Source organism: Pseudomonas sp. CROZ-RG-20F-R04-15, from assembly GCF_022662375.1.
Taxonomy (GTDB): Bacteria; Pseudomonadota; Gammaproteobacteria; order Pseudomonadales; family Pseudomonadaceae; genus Aquipseudomonas.
This window is the reverse complement of the sequence record NZ_JAKNQL010000014.1, coordinates 62,401-83,567: the sequence shown is the minus strand read 5'-3', so window position 1 is coordinate 83,567 and position 21,167 is coordinate 62,401. Positions and strand designations below refer to the sequence as shown.

General features: G+C 60.7%; 20 protein-coding genes. 11 read left to right on the top strand and 9 right to left on the bottom strand.

Translation table 11 applies throughout. The features are described from left to right. Positions 1-5: 5 nt before the first annotated feature. The 7 genes from L8H52_RS20215 to gcbA all read right to left on the bottom strand — a co-directional run bounded on the left by L8H52_RS20215 (position 6) and on the right by gcbA (position 8,696). Positions 6-1,283 carry a DUF3426 domain-containing protein gene (locus tag L8H52_RS20215; protein ID WP_242208445.1) on the bottom strand — a complete coding sequence of 426 codons (1,278 nt, stop codon included), beginning with the start codon at positions 1,281-1,283 and terminating at the stop codon, positions 6-8. A gap of 30 nt (positions 1,284-1,313) precedes the next feature. After that, entirely contained in the window at positions 1,314-2,192 is an 879-nt protein-coding gene (prmA, locus tag L8H52_RS20210) for a 50S ribosomal protein L11 methyltransferase (RefSeq protein WP_242208444.1), read from the bottom strand. A gap of 258 nt (positions 2,193-2,450) precedes the next feature. Next, a complete protein-coding gene (accC, locus tag L8H52_RS20205) occupies positions 2,451-3,809 on the bottom strand; it encodes an acetyl-CoA carboxylase biotin carboxylase subunit (protein ID WP_129388522.1) in 1,359 nt (452 codons plus the stop codon). A 17-nt stretch (positions 3,810-3,826) separates the two neighbouring features. Further along, positions 3,827-4,285 (bottom strand): acetyl-CoA carboxylase biotin carboxyl carrier protein, encoded by a 459-nt coding sequence (accB, locus tag L8H52_RS20200; RefSeq protein WP_242208443.1) that lies wholly within the window; start codon positions 4,283-4,285, stop codon positions 3,827-3,829. Positions 4,286-4,333: 48 nt separating this feature from the next. Next, a complete protein-coding gene (gene aroQ, locus L8H52_RS20195) occupies positions 4,334-4,786 on the bottom strand; it encodes a type II 3-dehydroquinate dehydratase (RefSeq protein ID WP_007914604.1) in 453 nt (150 codons plus the stop codon). A 241-nt stretch (positions 4,787-5,027) separates the two neighbouring features. After that, complete coding sequence (locus L8H52_RS20190; RefSeq protein WP_242208442.1) at positions 5,028-6,974, bottom strand: methyl-accepting chemotaxis protein; 1,947 nt, start codon at positions 6,972-6,974, stop codon at positions 5,028-5,030. Between the two features lie 51 nt (positions 6,975-7,025). Next, the gene (gene gcbA, locus L8H52_RS20185) at positions 7,026-8,696 is read right to left on the bottom strand and encodes a diguanylate cyclase GcbA (RefSeq protein WP_034151562.1); all 1,671 of its coding nucleotides are present in this window, start codon (positions 8,694-8,696) and stop codon (positions 7,026-7,028) included. A gap of 434 nt (positions 8,697-9,130) precedes the next feature. Between gcbA and L8H52_RS20180 the strand changes: the two genes are divergently transcribed. From L8H52_RS20180 to L8H52_RS20150, 7 genes are all read left to right on the top strand, one after another. Continuing rightward, complete coding sequence (locus L8H52_RS20180) at positions 9,131-10,198, top strand: DUF2333 family protein (protein WP_242208441.1); 1,068 nt, start codon at positions 9,131-9,133, stop codon at positions 10,196-10,198. Positions 10,199-10,201: 3 nt separating this feature from the next. Beyond that, positions 10,202-10,759, top strand: coding sequence for an NUDIX hydrolase (locus L8H52_RS20175; protein WP_242208440.1), 558 nt, complete (start codon positions 10,202-10,204; stop codon positions 10,757-10,759). 187 nt (positions 10,760-10,946) lie between these two features. After that, on the top strand, positions 10,947-11,318 hold the full coding sequence (locus L8H52_RS20170) for a translation initiation factor Sui1 (protein ID WP_242208439.1): 372 nt from the start codon (positions 10,947-10,949) through the stop codon (positions 11,316-11,318). A gap of 219 nt (positions 11,319-11,537) precedes the next feature. After that, a complete protein-coding gene (speA, locus tag L8H52_RS20165) occupies positions 11,538-13,451 on the top strand; it encodes an arginine decarboxylase (RefSeq protein WP_007914615.1) in 1,914 nt (637 codons plus the stop codon). Positions 13,452-13,683: 232 nt separating this feature from the next. After that, entirely contained in the window at positions 13,684-15,021 is a 1,338-nt protein-coding gene (locus L8H52_RS20160; RefSeq protein ID WP_242208438.1) for a contractile injection system protein, VgrG/Pvc8 family, read from the top strand. Further along, positions 15,018-15,812 (top strand): DUF4123 domain-containing protein, encoded by a 795-nt coding sequence (locus L8H52_RS20155; RefSeq protein ID WP_242208437.1) that lies wholly within the window; start codon positions 15,018-15,020, stop codon positions 15,810-15,812. The genes L8H52_RS20160 and L8H52_RS20155 overlap by 4 nt, the downstream gene beginning before the upstream one ends. A gap of 17 nt (positions 15,813-15,829) precedes the next feature. Next, on the top strand, positions 15,830-16,705 hold the full coding sequence (locus tag L8H52_RS20150; RefSeq protein WP_242208436.1) for an alpha/beta hydrolase: 876 nt from the start codon (positions 15,830-15,832) through the stop codon (positions 16,703-16,705). Here L8H52_RS20150 and L8H52_RS20145 read toward each other — a convergent pair. Further along, positions 16,699-18,048 (bottom strand): MATE family efflux transporter, encoded by a 1,350-nt coding sequence (locus tag L8H52_RS20145; RefSeq protein WP_242208435.1) that lies wholly within the window; start codon positions 18,046-18,048, stop codon positions 16,699-16,701. The genes L8H52_RS20150 and L8H52_RS20145 overlap by 7 nt on opposite strands. Before the next feature lie 258 nt (positions 18,049-18,306). Beyond that, positions 18,307-18,600, bottom strand: a complete 294-nt coding sequence (locus tag L8H52_RS20140) for a hypothetical protein (RefSeq protein ID WP_242208434.1) — start codon at positions 18,598-18,600, stop codon at positions 18,307-18,309. 245 nt (positions 18,601-18,845) lie between these two features. Here L8H52_RS20140 and L8H52_RS20135 point away from each other — a divergent pair, with 245 nt between their 5' ends. Genes L8H52_RS20135 through L8H52_RS20120 form a run of 4 tightly spaced genes read left to right on the top strand, consistent with a single transcriptional unit; the run spans position 18,846 to position 21,136 of the window. Next, entirely contained in the window at positions 18,846-19,148 is a 303-nt protein-coding gene (locus L8H52_RS20135; RefSeq protein ID WP_122606447.1) for a MazG-like family protein, read from the top strand. Then, positions 19,148-19,897 carry a methyltransferase domain-containing protein gene (locus tag L8H52_RS20130; protein ID WP_242208433.1) on the top strand — a complete coding sequence of 250 codons (750 nt, stop codon included), beginning with the start codon at positions 19,148-19,150 and terminating at the stop codon, positions 19,895-19,897. The genes L8H52_RS20135 and L8H52_RS20130 overlap by 1 nt, the downstream gene beginning before the upstream one ends. A 12-nt stretch (positions 19,898-19,909) precedes the next feature. After that, positions 19,910-20,524, top strand: a complete 615-nt coding sequence (locus L8H52_RS20125; protein ID WP_242208432.1) for a DUF4136 domain-containing protein — start codon at positions 19,910-19,912, stop codon at positions 20,522-20,524. Between the two features lie 54 nt (positions 20,525-20,578). Continuing rightward, positions 20,579-21,136 carry a DUF4136 domain-containing protein gene (locus L8H52_RS20120; protein WP_242208431.1) on the top strand — a complete coding sequence of 186 codons (558 nt, stop codon included), beginning with the start codon at positions 20,579-20,581 and terminating at the stop codon, positions 21,134-21,136. The last annotated feature ends 31 nt before the right edge of the window (positions 21,137-21,167 follow it).

The following is a 21,167-nucleotide window of genomic DNA, read 5'->3' as shown; positions in this document are numbered from 1 at the left end:
GTGATTCACTCGGGCGAGTGGAAACTCAGGCTGTAATTCACCGCCTTCGGCCCGGGATCGAGAATATCCAGAGCAATATGGATTGGCGTCTGCGGCGGCATTTCCGCCAGACCTTCGAGATCACCTCTGAGGTATTCGCCGGGTTTGAAGCGACGACTGGCGATCAGGTGACCGTTGAGGTCGGCAAAGCGCAATTCCAGCAATGGAAACGGCTGGGAGAATGTCGCGCGGTTATAAATGATCGCGTCGACCACCAGCGCACCGTTGAACTCCGGATGGCTGCGCACCACCAGGTTGCTGCTCTTGATCCGGGCAATGTCGACCTTGGACGGCACCGTGCAGCCGATCTGCGGGCAGATTTGCTGGAACCACGGGCGATACTGATCCTGCCGCGCCAGCTCCTCGAAATGATAGGAAATGTACTGGGCCGCCAGTCCACCTGCCGCCAGCAGTACCAACAGCAGCCAGAGCATGCGTCGGCCCCACGGCGAGCGGCGCTTTTGCCAGTCCAGTTGCAGCGGGTCGTCGGTCAGGTCTTGCAGGACTTCGGCACGTACGCCGGGCTCTGCGCGCTCACGTTTTTTGCGCACTGGCTCGATCGATGGCAAATCGTCGTCATCGGCTTCGGCGCTGGCTGACAGGCGTTCGCGGCGGGCATTGGGGTCGATAGGATCGTGCAGGCGCAGATGCGGAATCGCTGGCTCGTCATCCAGATCCACCGGTTCCAGTGACAGCGATGGCTCGGTGCGCTCGGATTTGAGCGGTTCGATGTCGACGATTTCAGTCTCGTCGTCCTCGGGTTCGACCGTGTGCTCATCGGCGCGCTCGCTGAACAGACTGTCGCGCCAGAGCGTTTCATCCGGTTCAGGGTTGTCGCGGCGTGCGCTCAGGGCATCTTCGCGCGGACGACCGAATTCGGTGGTCGGCTGGATTTCCCGTTGTTCGAGGCGGGCCAGTTCTTCGTCCAGATCGAGGCTATCGAGATCCAGCTCCGACGCGCTCCACTGCTTTTGGCTGATGGCGCGCGGGGCGGGCTGTTCGACGATGGCCGGCGGCTCGATAACGGGCGGGGCCTCGACAAACGGCGGCTGCTCGACAATCGACGGTGCAACCGGCGTCACCGCGTCCTTGCCGGCGTGTTGCTCCAGCAGCTGTTTGGCCGCATTGAACACTTGCAGGCAGGAGCCGCAACGAACCACCCCGCGGGCCACGCTCAATTGAGCGTGGCTGACGCGGAAGCTGGTTTGGCAATGCGGGCACTGGGTGACGAAACTGTCGGTCATGCGGCGATCCGGATTATGCAGGCGCTCATATTAACGCCGACGGCCGGTGATGCGCACCCAGCCATCGCGATTGGCGATCGGGTCGAGATCGAAGTCCTGCGCATACGCGGCAGCGACTTCATCACCTTGTTCAGCGAGGATGCCCGACAGCGCCAGACGTCCACCGGATTTCACCAGTCCGGACAGTTGCGGCGCCAAAGAAACCAGTGGGCCGGCCAGAATGTTGGCGACCAGCACGTCAGCTTGAACCTGCGGCAGATCTTGCGGCAGGTACAGCGGGAACAGTTCGTCGGCAATGTTATTGCGCCCGGCGTTGTCGCGGGAGGCTTCCAGCGCCTGCACGTCGATGTCGGTGCCGACCGCTTCCTTGGCGCCGAGCAGCAGGGCGGCAATCGCCAGAATCCCCGAACCGCAGCCGAAGTCGAGCACGTTGCAGTCTTTCAGATCCTGACCGTCGAGCCATTCCAGGCACAGTGCGGTAGTCGGATGAGTGCCGGTGCCGAACGCCAGACCCGGATCGAGCAGCAGGTTGACGGCGTCAGGCTCAGGCGCGGCGTGCCAGCTCGGCACGATCCACAGGCGCTGGCCGAAACGCATCGGCTGGAAACCGTCCATCCAGCTGCGTTCCCAGTCCTGATCTTCAATGACTTCGCTGTGATGCTCAGGCAACGGGCTGCCAGTCAACAGTTCGAGATGGGCCAGAACCGGTGCCGGTTCGGTACCGCCCTCGAACAGGGCCAGCAGGTGTGTGTGCGCCCACAGCGGCGTGGTGTTGAGTTCCGGCTCGAAGATCGGCTGGTCTTCGGCGTCCATGAAAGTCACCGACACGGCGCCCACTTCAAGGAAAGCGTCTTCGTAGGTTTCGGCTTGTTCCGGGCTGATGGCGAGACGTACTTGCAGCCAAGGCATGGCGGGCACCTTTGAAAAATATTGATTGCAGCCTAGCGGCCGGCGAGAAGCGCGCAAGTTTACGCGAGCGCGCTGGGTTTGTGGGAGATGCATTGCACCCTGTGGGAGCGAGCCTGCTCGCGAAAGCGGAGTGTCAGTGAATGCATATGGATCTGATACACCGCTTTCGCGAGCAGGCTCGCTCCCACAAGGGGCTTGTGAAACCTGCAGAAACAACAAAGCCGCCCGAGGGCGGCTTTGTCTGGTGCAGGCTCGAAGCTAGTGCTTCTCAGCAGCCAGCTTGTGCTCGAGGTAGTGAATGTTCACGCCCCCTTTGCAGAAGCCTTCGTCACGAACCAGATCACGGTGCAGCGGGATGTTGGTCTTGATCCCGTCAACCACGATTTCGTCCAGGGCATTGCGCATGCGTGCCATGGCTTCGTCGCGGGTCGCGCCGTAAGTGATCAGCTTGCCGATCAGCGAGTCGTAGTTCGGCGGAACTGCATAACCGCTGTACAGGTGCGAATCGACGCGAACGCCGTTGCCGCCTGGGGCGTGGAAATGCTTGACCGTGCCCGGGCTCGGCATGAAGGTTTTCGGGTCTTCAGCGTTGATCCGGCATTCCAGCGAGTGACCGCGGATCACCACGTCATCCTGCGTGAACGACAGCTTGTTGCCAGCGGCGATGCTGAGCATCTCCTTGACGATGTCGATACCGGTGACCATTTCCGAAACCGGGTGCTCCACCTGAACACGGGTGTTCATTTCGATGAAGTAGAAACGACCGTTCTCGTACAGGAACTCGAAAGTGCCGGCGCCACGGTAACCGATGTCGATGCACGCCTTGACGCAACGAGCCAGCACTTCTTCGCGAGCCTTCTCGTCGATGCCCGGTGCCGGCGCTTCTTCGAGAACTTTCTGGTGACGACGTTGCAGCGAGCAATCGCGGTCGCCCAGATGGATCGCGTGACCCTGGCCGTCGGACAGAACCTGAACTTCGACGTGGCGCGGGTTGGTCAGGAATTTTTCCAGATAGACCATCGGGTTGCCGAACGCCGCGCCTGCTTCGGTGCGGGTCAGTTTGGCGAAGGCGATCAGGTCTTCTTCCTTGTGCACCACACGCATCCCGCGACCACCACCGCCGCCAGCGGCTTTGATGATCACCGGGTAGCCGACTTCACGACCGATGCGCAGCGCCGTTTCTTCGTCTTCCGGCAACGGGCCGTCAGAACCTGGAACGGTAGGTACGCCCGCTTCGATCATCGCGTGCTTGGCCGATACCTTGTCGCCCATCAGGCGAATGGTGTCGGCTTTCGGGCCGATGAAGGCGAAGCCGGAGTTCTCGACCTGCTCGGCAAAATCGGCGTTTTCCGCGAGGAAACCGTAGCCTGGGTGAATGGCGGTAGCGCCAGTCACTTCAGCTGCCGCGATGATGGCCGGGATGTGCAGGTAAGAGTGCGCGGCAGAAGCCGGGCCGATGCAGACGGATTCGTCTGCCAGACCCAGGTGCATCAGCTCTTTGTCGGCCTTGGAGTAAACGGCGACGGTCTTGATGCCCATCTCTTTGCAGGCACGCAGAATCCGCAGGGCGATCTCACCGCGGTTAGCGATCAGAACTTTTTCCAACTTCGCAGTCATCAAAGGCTCTCCGCAGTTCAAACGATGGTGAACAGCGGTTGGTCGTACTCAACCGGCTGGCCGTCTTCGACGAGGATGGACTCGATCACACCGCTGGTTTCAGCTTCGATGTGGTTCATCATCTTCATGGCTTCGACGATGCACAGAGTGTCGCCTTTCTTCACGGTCTGGCCGACTTCAACGAAGGACGGCGAGGTTGGCGAAGATTTGCGGTAGAAGGTGCCGACCATTGGCGAACGGGCAACAGTGCCGTTCAGCGCAGGTGCAGCAGCGGCAGCCGGGGCTGCGGCGGCAACCGGAGCAGCAACAGGCGCAGCGGCCGGTGCTTGCATCGGAGCCGGCGCGTAGTACTGCTGAGCCGGGGTCTTGCTGTGACGGCTGATGCGTACGGACTCTTCGCCTTCCTTGATCTCGAGCTCGTCGATGCCGGACTCTTCCAGCAATTCGATCAGTTTCTTAACTTTACGGATATCCATGAATCATCAACTCCCAAGGGTCGGTCAGGGGCGCTTAACGCTTGTAGTTCAAGTCGTTGCCTGTGTTTCAAGCTGTTCTAGTGCAGCCTCCAGGGCCAGTCGGTAACCGCTGGCGCCAAGGCCGCAGATCACTCCCACCGCTACGTCGGAGAAGTAAGAGTGATGGCGGAAAGGTTCGCGTTTGTGCACGTTGGACAAATGCACTTCGATGAATGGGATGCTCACTCCCAGCAGCGCGTCACGTAATGCGACACTTGTGTGTGTAAAAGCTGCTGGATTGATCAGAATGAAATCGACACCTTCGCCGCGTGCGGCGTGGATGCGGTCGATCAATTCGTACTCGGCATTGCTTTGCAGATACAGCAGATGATGGCCGGCTTCACGGGCGCGGCGCTCCAGATCCTGATTGATCTGCGCCAGGGTCGTAGAACCGTAAGTGCCGGGTTCGCGGGTGCCGAGCAGGTTCAGGTTGGGGCCGTGCAGCACCAGTAGGGTTGCCATCTGCGTAGTCCTTGTTATCAATGAGCATTCGTCAGAACCCGGCGACTATGCCGCAAAGACTTTGTGACTGTCCAGTTCTATGCAATAGCCAGCACGATGGCCGATGTTTGCGCGAAATATGTGACCAAGTGATTTGATCCGGTCATTCGCGGTGATGAGGCGGGCTCCTTCGCGAGCAAGCTCGCTCCCACATTGGAATGCATGCCCCTGTGGAAGCGAGCCTGCTCGCGAAGGCGGTCTATCAGACGCGAAAGGCTTGTACGGCGGTATGCAGTTGTCCGCCCAATACCAACAGGTTCTCACCCTGTTCGCGCCCACGACCGATACGCACCAGGTTATCCCCACCCAACTGATGAATCCGCTCACTGTGATCGCGAATCTCGCTGACCGCGCCACTCTGCTGCGCGGTGACATCGGCAATGCGGATCGCCGTGTCGGAAATGGTCTGGATCGCACCGACAATTTTATCCAGCGCACCGTCCGCCGCTTGCGCCTGATTGGCGGTGGCTTCGGCATGTTCGACCTGTGCGCGTATGCCTTCGACCGATTGCCGTGCCGCCGTTTGCAGGCCGGCAATCAGCGTCTGAATTTCGGCGGTCGCGCCGGCGGTGCGTTGGGCCAGCGAGCGCACTTCCTCGGCCACCACGGCAAAACCCCGCCCCATTTCCCCGGCGCGCGCCGCTTCAATCGCCGCGTTCAGCGCGAGTAGATTGGTCTGGTCGGCAATCGAGCGAATTACCGTCAACACGCCGCCGATGGTCGCTGACTCCTCGGCCAGATGCTCGATCATCTGCGCGTTGCCTTGCACTTCGCCGACCAAGGCGTGCAGGCCGGTCAGGCTCTGGCCGATCACCGTCTGGCCATGCTCGACCGCCAGCCCGGCATGACGACTGGCGTCTGCTGCTTGCTGGGCATCACCGGCAACCTGCTGGATTGTCGCTTCGAGTTCGCCGAGGGAATCGCGGATCAGTGCGGTATCGCCGGCCTGATGTTCGGCGCCGCTGTGCAAGTCGTTACTCAGTTCGGCGAGGGTGCGGCTGCTGCCTGCGACTTGTTCGGCATTGCCGCGAATCGTCCCGACCAGATCCACCAGATAGGCACGCAAGCGGTTGAGCGAGGCTTCGATGTCGTGCAGTTCACGATTGGTTTTGCCCAGATGTATGTCGCGACTGAAATCGCCCTCGGCCCAGGTTGAAAGCGCTGGCGCGAGATTGGTCAGGGTGCGCGAGAGACGCCGCTGCAAGGTGTCGATCAGTAAAGCGATCAGCAGAATCAAACCGATCATCACGCCTTGCATCAGGCGTACTTCGCCTTGAATTTGCCCGTGCTGAGCGCGCACGACCGGCTCCAGTCCAGCGATGGCTTGTTGCACAGCGGCGATTTTCTGGTGAGTGGCAGTGCTCAGGTCGGTGCGTTTCTGGATCTGATCGCGGGTACGCGCCAGCTCCGCCGGGTAGCGCCCGAGCAGACTGTTGAGTTCACGTTTGAAACTGACACCGGCGTCTTCGGCGACAGTTTTTTCAGTGTTTTCGATGCCCATCATCGCGGCGAAGTCATCACTGCCGGACTCACTGTTGGCGACCACGCCAAGCAAGGGCAGGGCATCGATCAATTGCGCTTGCGTGCGGATGTTGGTGACCTCGCGCTCGACATCGGCGGCCAGTTCACTGCGCCCGCTGCTGACCAGTTTGTCCCGTGCCAGCGACAGTTTGCCCAAATGCTGAGAGGCAACCAGCAGTGGTGTCATATAGGCCGCGTTGCCGTTGGCATAAGTGCTGAGTTGCTCAAGGCTGGCGCTCAATTCGCGCTCGGCCTGTAATAGCAACGCCTGCGGATCACCCGCCAGTTTGCCGGCCGCGAGCAAGTCGGTTTTGCTGAACTCATCCAGGCCCGACAGGCTCGGGCGCAGCGTTTCAGCCAGCGCCGGCGGCAACTCATCGAGTTCTTTGCGCAGGCTATCGATGGCCTGACTGGCGCCGCTCAGGCGCAGGGCATCACCGCTGCCGAGGTAATCCTCGACGTTGCGTGCGACCTCGTTCTGAAACTGCTGCGACAGGCCCAGATAGCGCTCCATCAACAGGTACGGGCGTTCGAGGGCTTTTTGCGACCACCACAGCGTGGCGCCGAGTGCGAGGCACACGGCGACCAGCAGCAGCGTATTGAGATTGGTGAGCAACTTCAGGCGCATGACGGCTACCAACGGCAGAAATGGTAAGCGCCTGAATTTATTGCGGTTCTGTTACAGGGTTATGACCGAATCAGTGGAATCCGATGAAAAAGTGGCACTTTGCTTTGAGTCGCGTGCGGTCTGCACCCGATTGCGTCCGGCACCCTTGGCACGGTACAGCGCCTCGTCGGCCTGGCTGGCCATCATCAGACTGTCGCAGTCGTCGTGCATTTCCACCACGCCGGCACTGAAGGTGCACCACAAATCCTGCGGCTGCGCCGGGTAATGAATTTCGGCAAAGCGCTGGCGAATTTCGTCGAGCACTTTGTGCGCCGCTTCTATATCGGTGTCGGGCATGACGATGGCGAACTCTTCACCGCCGTAGCGGCCGATGAAGTCGGTTTTGCGCAAACGCTGTTTGAGAAACAACGCCAGACTTTTGATCACCCGGTCGCCCATCGGGTGGCCGTGGCTGTCGTTGACCCGTTTGAAGTGGTCGATGTCGAGCATGGCAAAGCTCAGCGGCTTGTTCTCACGGCGGGCGCGGAACGAGCAGTCTTCGAGCAATTGCAGAATGTGCGTGTGGTTATACAAACCAGTGAGGCTGTCGCGGACCATTCGCGCTTTCAGATTGCGCGCCCGAGCGGCGCGGTTGCGCACGGTAGTGATCAGGTGACGCGGCTTGATCGGTTTGGTCAGGAAGTCATCGCCGCCCTCGCTCATGGCGTCAAGCTGCTTGTCCAGATCGTCCTCGGCCGACAGATAGATGATCGGCACGCTGACATAACGGTCGTTGTGGCGAATCACTTTGGCCAGTTCGGTGCCGGTGCAGGCCGGCATGTACATGTCGAGAATGATCAGGTCCGGCTGGAAATCCGCCAGCTCGGCCATTGCCTGAATTGGTTCGATCAAGGTGCGCGTGACGATGCCGGCGCTGTTGAGCAGGCGTTCGGTGTGCAAGGCTTGCGCACGCGAGTCGTCGATGATCAACACTTTATAAGGCTCGTACTGGGCGACGCAGGTGAGGACTTCGATCTTCTCCAGCAGGCTCGACGCTTCGAGGGTGCCAGTGAGGAATTCCTGACCGCCAGCACGCACGGCAGCGAGGCGGGTCGGCGTGTCGGTTTCGTGCAGGCTGAAGAACAGCAGCGGCAGCGGCTCTTCCAGGCCGACCTGGGCTTCGGCGGCGAGTTTCAGACCGATACCGGCACCGCTGAAATCGACGTCCATGACGATCGCCGCTGGCAGGCGCTCGACCATCGATGAGCGGAAGGCCGAAACACTGTCCAGCGCCTGAGCGCTCAGGCCGAAGAACTCCAGTTGCTTGGCCAGACGTTCGGCGCGGTCGTGGTCCTGCAGCATCACGTAGATCGGTTTGCGCAGCGGCGGCAGGAAAGTCTGATCGAGTTGATCGCCATGGCGCAGGCCGGTGCGCGACAAGCGCTGCATCAAGCGATTGAGGTCGGTGATCAGGCCACTGCTGAGACGGCCGCGATTGGCGTCCACCGCTTCCAGCGACTGACTGATATGGCGCGCAAGCTGAGTATGTTCGGGCTGTTCGAAACGCTCGGCAAAACGCAGCAGGCGCAGGTTCGCCTCGCTCAGTTCGGCGAGGTCGACAGTGGACCACTCACTGCGTTGCAGGCGCTGCCATATCTCAAGAATCTGACGTGCCTGATGAATTACCCGCTGGGCAAAGTGGTGCTTGAGACGCTCACGGCTGGGGTCTTCTGGCTCGGTCATATCCTGACTACTAGTTAGGCTGCATGCTGAGATCGACTGGTGGCTCTATGCTAGCACCTCTTTTCCCTTAGACGAGTGTCGTACGTCAATAATCTGCAGTGCGTCACCATTCAGTTTCTGACCGAGCGGTTTCAATTTCGACCTTGTCGTCGTTCAAATCCCCGTGGAACGGGCGCTCGCTGATTGATTGGGCCGATCTGGATGAGTTGTCAGTCGTAAGTTCATCCGCACGATGAATGAGCTTTGCGAGGGTTTTCAATACTCTGCGACTCGATTGACTGAGGCGCGGGCATCGGGGATTCCCTTAGTTGGCATCGAAGCGTCATTCGCCCACATGATTTGCGGCTTATCTTTACGCGCGGGTGCCCGGCCTCGGCACGTTGTTGTATGGTTGTGGTCGAACCGTTGAACCCAAGATTTGAAAGGATATCGCCATGCTGGACTGGAAAAACCGCGCGGGCAGCGCGCCTGAACGTGCCGCCGAGCCCAAGTCGGCCACTCGCAGCTATGTTGGCGGGCTGTTCTTCAGTCGTGCCCTGGCCACGCTGATCGGCATTTATCTGCTGGTGACCATTGGCCTGGGCTGGTACTGGAGCCAGGAGCCGGCGTTGTTTCCGGTCGCGCAAAACGCCCAGATGGCTGCCGAGAAGGAAGGCAAGCAGATGGTCATCGGCTACACCACCGTCGAAACCCTGAAGACCGTCGCCGGCACCTTGCTCAACAAGCCGGGCGGCTATATCTCCAATGACCGCTTCCCGCCTGGCCTGTGGATGGACAACACGCCAAGCTGGGAGTACGGCGTGCTGGTGCAGGTGCGTGACCTGACCCGCGCCTTGCGCAAAGACTTCGCCCGTTCGCAATCGCAGTCAGCCGAAGATGCCGATCTGGCCAAGGCGGAGCCGCGTTTCAACTTCGACAACAAGAGCTGGATCCTGCCGTCGAGTGAGTCGGAGTATCAGGAAGGGATCAACTCGCTGAGCCGCTATCAGGCGCGTCTGTCCGATCCGACCCAGAAAAACGCACTGTTCTATGCTCGCGCCGACAACCTGAATAACTGGCTCGGCGATGTCGGCACGCGCCTGGGCTCCTTGTCGCAACGTCTGTCGGCCAGTGTCGGTCGGGTCAAACTCAACACCGCGCTGAAAACCGAAACCCCGGCCATCGGCGAAGTGCCACAGGTTGACGAGGAAGTCGTCGAGACCCCGTGGATGCAGATCGACAACGTGTTCTACGAAGCACGCGGTCAGGCCTGGGCGCTGTCGCACCTGCTGCGCGCCATCGAAGTCGATTTCGCTGATGTGCTGGCGAAGAAGAACGCCACGGTCAGCGTGCGTCAGATCATTCGTGAACTGGAGGCCTCGCAGGAACCGGTCTGGAGTCCTATGATCCTTAACGGCAGCGGCTTCGGCGTGCTGGCCAACCACTCGCTGGTCATGGCCAACTATATTTCCCGGGCCAACGCCGCTGTGATCGATTTGCGTCAACTGCTCAATCAGGGCTGATTCATGAGCCAGAACGCCAAAGAGGCGGCCCATCGCGCCGCCTCAGATGCCGAACAGATCGCTTGGGTCGACGAGCAGGACAACCTGCTCGGCGCTCTGGTGCGTGCCGATCTGCGCGAGCGCGGGCTCATCGGTCGCGGCACCTACATCATGTTGTTCAATTCCGCCGGTGAGCTTTGTGTGCACCGGCGCACGTTGAGCAAGGCGATTTACCCGGGTTACTGGGATGTCGCGGCAGGCGGCATGGTGCAGGCGGATGAGAGCTATGCCGAGTCGGCGGCCCGTGAGCTGGAAGAAGAGTTGGGTGTCAGCGGCGTAGAGCTGACGGCTCATGATCATTTCTACTTCGAAGACACCGGCAACCGTCTGTGGTGTTCGGCGTTTTCTGCCGTGTGGGACGGGCCGTTGAAACTGCAACCTGAAGAGGTGCTGGAAGCGCGCTTTATTCCGGTCGCACAGGTCATGCGGGAAATCCAGCAAAAGCCCTATTGCCCGGACTCTCTGGCCGCATTGAAGCGCTATCTGAAGGCGCAGCAAAGCGACGTCGCAAAGAACACATAAATTGGCGCCGATTGGCACTTAGCAAGGCGCTTTTTTGCCGTTACACTGCGCGACCTTTTCAAGCTGCACCGTCCTGCTTTTATTGAAGCATCGGTGCAGTAGCGCTGCCCCTGCCTGAGTGGGGCTTCGCGGTCGATGACCTTGCCCAAGGTCGCGATCAGTCTTTGTCCTCCCAAGAGGATTGCCGGTGGCCAAAAAAGCCGCATCCTTCGCCGCCTTAGGTGGCCTGGTATTTTCCACCGACGCAGGTCGTCATTGCCCGGAATGCAGTAAGCCGGTGGACGCCTGTATCTGCAAACAAACCGTGATCCCGGCCGGCGACGGTATTGCCCGCGTGCGACGCGAGAGCAAGGGCCGTGGCGGCAAAACGGTGACCACCATTACCGGCGTGCCACTGGCCGAAGAGGCGCTCAAAGAGTTGGCGACAACGTTGAAGAAACGTTGCGGCACCGGCGGCGCGTTGAAGGACGGCATCATCGAAATCCAGGGCGATCATGTCGAGCTACTCTTGGCAGAACTGATCAAGCACGGTTTCAAAGCGAAGAAGTCCGGCGGCTAGCAGCCTCTGTCAAAACCACCTGCGGCTTGATCCGGCTCTGCACAGTTGCAGATCCGGCGTCGTCACCATGGTTTTCACAGAGCCTGTTCATGACCGGTTTCTAAACTCCACGCAGTCAGTGCGGTCTACCGCCGCGCTGACGAACCGTCATTTTCATACTTTAGACTGCGCCGGCCTGAGATCAGGCGACGCACTATGACTTCTTTATAGGGGACTTCGATGTCCGTACGACGCACACGCAAAGACGATGGCAGCCAATGGACAGTTGCGGACAGCCGCAGTGTTTACGGGATTCGCCATTGGGGGGCCGGGTATTTCGCGATCAATGACGCCGGTCGCGTCGAAGTTCGTCCGAACGGCCCGAGCAGCTCGCCTATCGACCTGTTCGAGCAAGTCGACCAACTGCGCAAAAGCGGTTTGTCCCTGCCGTTGCTGGTTCGTTTCCCCGACATTCTGCAAGACCGTGTTCGCCAGTTGACCGGTGCTTTCGATGCGAACATCGAGCGCCTGGAATACCAGAGCAAGTACACCGCGCTGTACCCGATCAAGGTCAACCAGCAAGAAGCGGTGATCGAGAACATCATCGCCACTCAGGACGTCTCCATCGGTCTGGAAGCCGGCTCCAAGCCTGAGCTGCTGGCCGTGCTGGCGCTGGCGCCGAAGGGCGGCACCATCGTCTGCAACGGTTACAAGGACCGCGAGTTCATCCGTCTGGCGCTGATGGGCCAGAAGCTCGGCCACAATGTGTTCATCGTCATCGAGAAAGAATCCGAAGTCGGCCTGGTGATCGAAGAAGCGGCTTCGCTCAAGGTCAAGCCACAGGTCGGCCTGCGCGTGCGTCTGTCGTCGCTGGCCTCGTCGAAATGGGCCGACACCGGTGGCGAGAAGTCCAAATTTGGTCTGTCGGCAGCGCAACTGCTGTCGGTGGTCGAGCGTTTCCGCGCGGCCGGTCTGGATCAGGGCATTCGTCTGCTGCACTTCCACATGGGTTCGCAGATTGCCAACCTCGCTGACTATCAGCACGGCTTCAAGGAAGCGATCCGTTACTACGGCGAGCTGCGTAACCTCGGTCTGCCGGTCGACCACATCGACGTTGGTGGCGGTCTGGGCGTCGACTACGACGGTACGCACTCGCGTAACGCCAGCTCGATCAACTACGACATGGACGATTACGCCGGTGTCGTGGTCGGCATGCTCAAGGAGTTCTGCGACGCGCAGGCCCTGCCGCATCCGCACATCTTCTCCGAAAGCGGCCGTTCGCTGACTGCGCATCACGCGATGCTCGTGGTGCAGGTGACCGACGTCGAGAAGCACAACGACGAAATCCCCCAAATCGAAAACAAGGAAGCGCTGCCGGAGACCGTGCAGTGGCTGGTTGACCTGCTCGGCCCGACCGACATCGAAATGGTCACCGAGACCTACTGGCGCGCCACGCACTACATGAGCGACGTGGCTGCGCAGTACGCCGACGGCAAACTGACCCTGGCCGAAAAAGCCTTGGCCGAGCAGTGCTACTTCGCCGTGTGCCGTCGCCTGCACAACTCGCTGAAAGCGCGTCAACGTTCACACCGTCAGGTGCTCGACGAACTCAACGACAAGCTGGCCGACAAGTACATCTGCAACTTCTCGGTGTTCCAGAGCCTGCCGGATACCTGGGCGATCGATCAGGTGCTGCCGATCATCCCGCTGCACCGTCTCGACGAAGAGCCGCTGCGCCGTGCGGTGCTGCAGGATCTGACCTGCGACTCCGACGGCAAGATCAACCAGTACGTCGACGAGCAGAGCATCGAAACCAGCCTGCCGGTACACGGTTTGAATGAAGGTGAAGACTACCTGCTGGGCGTGTTCCTGGTCGGCGCCTATCAGGAAATCCTCGGCGACATGCACAACCTGTTCGGTGACACCGACTCGGTGAACATCTACCAGAACGCCGATGGCAGCGTGTACCACGCTGGCATCGAGACCCATGACACCATCGAAGACATGCTGCGTTACGTGCACTTGTCGCCGGAAGAACTGATGACCCACTACCGCGACAAGTGCGCCAGTGCCCGCATCAGTGCCAGCGAGCGCACGCAATTTCTCGATGCCTTGCGTCTGGGCCTGACCCGCTCCTCCTACCTGTCTTCCTGAGGCCAGGTGCGATCTCCCCGGGTTGTCCGAATTTTTTCCGTAAGTGGTGGAAAATTCGCATGACCCGGTGGGACATCTCCCAAAATCTTCGCGAAAAGCTTGGCTGTCCTGGCCAGCAAAGTCATCCGGTCTGCTTTTCGCGTAGGTCATTTCCTAAGTTGTACTTCAGCTCTCTACTCGGCCATGGCTCTCGGCGAGAATCCCCGACCGCCCCTCCTGTAGAGATCCGCCCATGTTCGATCCAGTCAACGAGTCGTCGTTTCGTCTCGATGTAGCGGGCCTGTCCGACCCCTTCGAAGTCCTGGCCTTTACCGGTAGCGAAGCCCTCAGCGAATCCTTCGCGTTCGAGATCGATGTGTTGATCAACGATCCGCACCTGGATCTCGCCGGCCTGCTTTACCGTTCGGCATTCCTCTGTTTCGGGCCGTCAGGGGAGGGCGTGCACGGGCAATTGCAGAGCCTTGTCCAGCATGAGTACGGCGAAGGCTTGCGGTTGAGCCGGATTCGTCTGGGGCCAAAACTCGGTTGCCTTGCGCTGCGCTTCAGTCAGCGGATCTTCAGTGGCCGTTCGGTGCCGCAGATCATCGATCAGGTACTCAAAGAGCACGGTATCGTCGCTGCCCAGCGCCGCTTTCAATTGCGTGGTGATTACCCGGCCCGGACGTTCTGCACGCAATACCGCGAGTCCGATCTGCAACTGCTTCAGCGCTTGTGCGCGCAAGCGCGAATTCACTATTACTTTGAACACGAGCGTGATCGGCATTGCCTGGTGTTCACCGACGATCCGGCGCAGTTGCCATTGGCGGGTGCCGCGAGCTATCAGCGCGAAGATGACGGACATCCTGCTTTTCCCGCGTTGCACCAATGGCAATTGCACAGTGCAATCCAGGTCAACTCGGCGGGTGTGCAACAGGCCGAAGGTCAGAGTGATCTGGCGACATTGCGCAGCGGTCATTGGTTGCGATTGGCCGGGCATCCCTTCGCCGAATGCAATCGCCCATGGTTGTTGACTCGCATTGAGCATCGCGCCGACCCGGCCCTCGAACCTGCCTACGCCAACCGCCTGTTCGGCGCGTTGCAACTGCCGGGTGCAGTGGCCACCGCGCCACCGCGCCAGCGCATGCACAGCCTGCAACGCGCCTGGGTGGTGGCGGTCGATGAACCACAACCCGATTGCTCGCGACCGGTAGCGGTGCAGTTCGACTGGCTCTATCAAGGCGAAGGCGCCGCGCCGAGTCACTGTTGGTTGCCGCTGGCGCCGTCTCTGCAGCAGACGCCGATCACGGCGCTGAGCGATGGTGTCGAGGTGGTAGTGAGTTTCTTCGAAGGCGACCCGGATCAGCCGATGATCAGCGGCGTCCTGCAGCCGCCACTCGCCGAGACTGACACGGGCGATGCCCCGCCAGTGCCCGATCGTCTGGTCAGTGACGGCTTGCAGCAATTGCTGGCGTCCGGTGAGCCGTTGCTGCTGCTGTGCCTGATCCCCGGCGGCGGCAGTTTCAGTCACTGCGCAGAGTCGGTGTGCAGTTGTCGACTGGTTACAGCGCTTGAACAGAGCGGCGCAACATGAGTGGCGCGGTGCATGAGCCCAGGCCGCAATGGCTGTTGCTCGATGGCCCGGATGCTCCACAGGCGTTGCTGACCTTGCGCCAGGCTTTTAGCGGTGTGCCGCGCTTCAGTCTGTTCGAGGGTACCGAGTTTGTACCGGTCAGCGAGTACGGCCCGGTGTTGCTCGAGTTGCGCAATTGCCCGGCGTTGGCCGCCTTGTGTCACAGCGATCCGGACACCTGGCGCGGGCTGTTGCTCGTCAGTGAGGCATCGGCGCAACAGTTGCTGGGCCACTTGCAACGCATGCTCACAGTGTCGTTTGGATTGAGTCATCGGGCCTTGCTCAGCTATTACAACCGGCAGACCGCGAGCTATTTCTTCGATGCCTGCGACGCCGCTGAATTGAGCCGCTGGCTCGGACCGATCCGCCAGTTGCGCTGGTTCGGTGGCACCTGGGCGGACCGCGCGATTGGCAGTCAGGGCTGGCAGCAGTTGCGCAATCCGGGACTTGCTGTCGAGCCGCTGTGCATCGAAGAAAGCCTGACCCGGCGCCAGCGCGAACGCTTGCAAACCTGCCTGCTGGAGCAGCATATCTGGCGCTGGTGCCAATCATTGGGAACCGATTACGCAACGATGTCCTCCCATGTCCAACAGGGGCTGGCGCTGGGGTTCAGTGACCGCACCGTGCTCGATGGCTGGTTATGGCTACGCTTGCTGCATCCGCGTGCCGTACTGGTGCCGCCGCCGGTGGGGCTGACCCAGCAACAACGGCTCGACCATGTGCGGCGTCAATGGCGCGGCGATCAGCTCTGAGACGAGGTTCGGCGCGTATGACACGGTTATTCCGGCAAGGGTTCGGTGCAGTGATCGGCAGTATATTGCTGTTGGCGCTGGGCGGATGTTCGCCGGTGCAATTGCTCAATGCGCTGACCCCGGACAGCACCTATGACAGGACGGCGGGCATCGCTTATGGTGACGATTCGCGGCAGAAGCTCGATGTGTACGTGCCGCATCAGCCGATGCCGGGCGCACCGGTGGTGGTGTTTTTCTATGGCGGCAGCTGGAACAGCGGCTCGCGCGTCGACTACCGGTTTGTCGGTGAAGCACTGGCGTCCAAGGGGATTGTCACGGTGGTGGCGGATTACCGCTTGTATCCGCAGGTGCGCTATCCGCTGTTTCTGCAGGACGGCGCGCGAGCGGTGGCGTGGACCAAAGCGCATATCCGCGAATTTTCCGGCAACCCGCAGCGCTTGTATCTGATGGGCCACAGCTCCGGCGGATACAACGCAGCGATGCTCGCGCTGGATGACCAATGGCTCGCAGCGGTGGGCATGTCGCCCAGTGATCTGCAGGGCTGGATTGGTCTCGCCGGGCCCTATGACTTTCTGCCGATCAAGAATCCCGATGTGCGTCCGGTGTTCTTCTGGCCGGACTCACCGCCGCAATCACAGCCGATCAACCATGTCCGTCGTGGCGCACCACCGGCTCTGTTGATTGCGGCAAGCAAAGATGATCTGGTCAACCCGACCCGCAACACCGGCGGCCTTGCGAGCAAGCTGCGCGCGGCCGGGGTGTCGGCGCAGGATTTGTATTACTCGCGGCCGAGCCACATAACCCTGGTGGCGACCCTGTCGCGTCCGTTGCGGCGTCTGGCGCCAGTACTCGATCAGGTCGTCGGGTTTATCGCGCACACGCCGACTCAGTGAACGCCGCCGCTGAACCAGCCGTCGTTGCGTTTGAGCCACCAGGCTTGGGCACCAAGGGTCAGGCTGCGCAACACCATGAACAGCAGAAAAGATATCCACAGGCCGTGATTGCCCAAGTCTTGCAGCGCCCACGCGAACGGCAGGAGCAAAACCACGGTGATAAGCATGCCGTTGCGCATTTCCCGGGCGCGAGTGGCGCCGATGAACAGGCCGTCGAGCAAGTAACTCCAGACCGCAATCAACGGCAGCACGGCGAGGTAGGGCAGGTAGACGAACGCGGTGTCGCGCACGCTCTGGATATCGGTCTGCATCTCGATGAACAGGTGCCCGGCGAGCAGAAACAGCGCGGCAAATCCGAGGCTGGCGAGCAGCGACCAGCCGCCGGCCACCACCAGCGAACGACGCAAGGCCAGGCGATCACGGGCGCCGATGGCGTGTCCGCACAGGGCTTCGACGGCGTGGGCCAGACCGTCCAGCGCATGCGCCGTCAACAGCAAGCCATTGAGCAGCAGCGCGTTGGCAGCCACCGTCGAATCGCCCAGCCGCGCGCCTTGCACGGTGATCAGGAAAAACACCGATTGCAGCGCCAGGCTGCGGATGAAGATGTCGCGGTTGACCGCCAGCAATGGCCGCCAACTTTGCCAAACCCGCAACGCCGCCCAGACGATGTGTCCCGGATACGCGCGCAGCGCCTTGCGGGTCAGCAGCAGGCCGAGCAGGGCGCCGCTCCATTCGGCGATCACCGAGGCCCGCGCCGAACCGACCACGCCCCAGTCCAGACCGATGACAAACCACAGATTGAGGGCAATGTTGATCAGATTGGTGGTCAGCAGAATCGCCAGCGGCGCCCGGGCGTTTTGCGTTCCGAGGAACCAGCCGACCAGCGCATAACTGGCCAGCGCCGCCGGCAAGCCGAACAGGCGCGTGTGGAAGAAATCCCGAGTGAGCTGGTCCAGTTCCGCCGAAGGTTGCATGAAGTGCAGCGCGACGCCGCTCAGCGGCACACCCAACGTGCCAAGCACCAGTGCCAGTCCCATCGCCAGCAGCAATCCCTGTAACAGAATCTGCCGTAACGCCGCACCGTCGCTGCGCCCGGCGGCTTGCGCGGCAAACCCGGTGGTGCCCATGCGCAGAAAACCCATGGCCCAGGCCAGAAAGGTGTACAGGCTGGCACCGACCGCCACCGCGCCCAATTGATGGGCGTGGGGCAAGTGGCCGATGACAGTGCTGTCGACCAGCGCCACCAGCGGCACGGAAATATTGGACAGAATCATGGGCGCGGCGAGTGCCCAGACCTTGCGGTGCGTCGGGCGGTCGCGCCAGTCGGCGATCAGAGTGGACATGCGGGCTCCTTGGGGGAGCGGGGATTGTAACGATTCATGGAGGATTTGATGTGTCTGACAGAAACAACCCCCTCACCCCAGCCCTCTCCCAGAGGGAGAGGGGGCCGACCGAGGTGTCTGGCGTCATCCATCGACCTGAGAGAATGTGCCGATTATGGATTCGCTGAAGCTCGCTCAAGTCGGTGTAGCTCTTGAATATCCCCCATTCAGTCCCCTCTCCCTCTGGGAGAGGGTTAGGGTGAGGGGCTCTTCAAGGGCCTAATGAATAATCCAGCTAAGCAACCACAACCCCAGCAACAACCAGATAATCCCGGCAATGATCGACGCATTCATGAACGCGCGAATCGCCGACCACAACAGCATCAGTCCGACAATGAGCGCGATGATGCTGATGATCGACGTGTCCATGCCCAGCGTTTTGGCCAGTCCGTCGACAAAGTTGCCACCGGCATTGCTCAAAATGTTGAACAGGCCGCTGAGGCCATCGACGATAAAACGGATGACCGAACCGAGCGCCTGGCCGAGCCATTCGAAAAAGCTTTCTAACTGCATATGTGCATCCTGATGAAAGGGCTGAGCCTTGGGCCACAACGCAGGTGGCCGAGTTCCCTGCATGATAGAAGGTTTGCACCAATCCCGTGTGGGAGCGAGCCTGCTCGCGAATACGGTGGATCAGATAACTGATGGGTTGAATGACACACCGCATTCGCGAGCAGGCTCGCTCCCACAATAGATCATCTGCGCTGCTTGCCTTCAGGTCGCATCCCCCCGAAGCTATACGCCTTCAGGAGAGCCCGATGAACCTTGTTGAACTGACCGAACGCCTGCACGCCATTCGCGACCGCAATGACTGGCGGCAATTTCACAGTCCGAAAAACCTCGCCATGGCGGCCAGTGTCGAGATGTCCGAGCTGGTGGAAATCTTCCAGTGGCTGACGGAAGACCAGTCGCGCCAGTTGCCCGCTGACAAACTTGCCCACGCCGGGCAGGAAGTCGGCGATATCGTTCTGTATCTGTTGCTGCTGTGCAGCGAGTTGGGGCTGGACATGAATGAAGTGGTGCGCGCCAAGCTCGCTGACAGCGAACGGCGGTTCAACTGATGAGCGACCGGCATTTCGATCAGTTGGCGACGCGGTTCGCCGAAAAAATCTACGGTGGCGCCAAAGGTGCGATCCGTCTCGCAGTGTTGCAGGCGGACCTGGCCGAAGCGCTGCCGGATCGGCCATTGCGCGTGCTCGACATTGGCGGCGGTCTCGGCCATATGTCGCTGTGGCTGGCCGAGCGCGGCCACGACGTGACCTTCACCGAGCCGGCCGCACCGATGCTCGACGGTGCGCGTCAGCGTTTCGCCGAAGCCGGGCAAACCGCGACATTCATTCAGGCGCCATGGCAGGAACTGCTCGGCCAGCTCACCGAACCTTACGATCTGGTGATCTGCCACGCCGTACTGGAATGGCTCGCCGAACCCCACGCGATCCTGCCGGTGCTGCATCAACTGACCAAACCCGGTGGCTGGTTGTCGCTGGCGTTCTACAACCGTGATGCGCTGATCTATCGCAACCTGCTCAAAGGCCATTTCAAGAAAATGCGCAAGAACGTCATGGCCGGCGAAAAGCAGAGCCTGACTCCGCAGCAGCCGCTCGACCCACGGGAGCTGGCAACGCAACTCGACGGCCTGTGGCAGGTCGAAAGCCAGAGTGGGATCCGGGTTTTCCATGACTACATGCCAGTGGAATTCCAGGCCCGCGCCGAACTCGTCGATTTGCTCGAGATGGAGCTCGCTCACCGTCGTCACCCAAGCTTCGCCGGGCTTGGGCGTTATTTGCACTGGATCTGCCGGCCGATCTGATCGGAGCGCGACATGAAAGCTCAATCCGGGTTACTGCTGATGTGTCTGGGCTTGGCTGCTTGCCAGAGCAGCAACCCATACGTGGCGCAATCGCGACCCTTGCCACCGGCGCCGCCACAAGCGGCCACCACCTTCGACCGTAGCGCATACCCGGCGCCGCCGCGTGATTATGGGCGCTACCGCAGTTGGGCCTGGCTCAATGGGCAACTGCCACCGGGCACGGCTTGGGCCGATTCTGCGCAAGTGGCCGAAGCGGTGAGCAATGCGCTGGATCAGCGCGGCTTGCGCCCATTGCACGACAATCGCCCGGCCGACTTGTTGGTCAGCGCCAATCTGCGTCTGGAAACCCGTTTGCGTCAGGTCCAGGATGACTACGGTTATTACGGCGGCGGATACGGCGGCTATGATCGCTATGGTCGCGGTTATGGCATGTACAACACGGTGCCAATCGTGCGCACCTATTCCGAGCAAGTCGTGGTGGTCCAGGTCAATCTGTTCGACGCAGGCAGCGGTCAGCCGGTCTGGAGTGCCAGTGCCGAAACCGCGAACAAGGGCAGCGAAATCGATCGCACCGATTCGATCCGCGAAGCTGTGGAAAAGGCCATGTCGGCGTATCCTCCCGGTTAGCTTTCCGCAAATGACAAGCTCTAGCAGGTTCATGTCTTCAACCGGAGAAAAACCATGTTCCGCCGTCTCGCTTTACTGGCCATGGCCGCGCTGCTCAGCGCCTGCGCCGCCAACCAGGTCAACCATGACTTCGATGCCAGCCGCGACTTTGCCGCCTATCGCAGCTGGAGCTGGAAAGAACCCGCCCTGCAATACCGCCCCGATGATCCACGAATCAAAAGCGACCTGACCGAGCAACGCATTCGCCAGGCCGTCGCCGACCAGCTTGACCAGCGCGGTTTGCGTCCTGCGGCGGCGGGCGCCAAGGGTGATTTGAATGTGCAGACTTACCTGATCGTCGAGGATCGTCAGCAGCAAGTGACCACCAACTACGGCGGCGGCTGGGGCGGCCCATGGAATGGATATTGGGGGGCGCCGATGTACAACGAAACGCGCAATATCACCTACAAGGTGGCGACCATCCAGATCGACCTGCTCGACGGCAAGGACGGCAAACTGGTGTGGCGCGGCAGCGATGAGCAGATGCTCGCCAGCAAACCGAATCCCGAGGATCGCAGCAATGCCATTCGTGAGACCGTCGGACGGATTCTGGTCAACTATCCACCGCGTTGAATCCGTTAAAAAAGTGGGAGCTGTTGAGCTC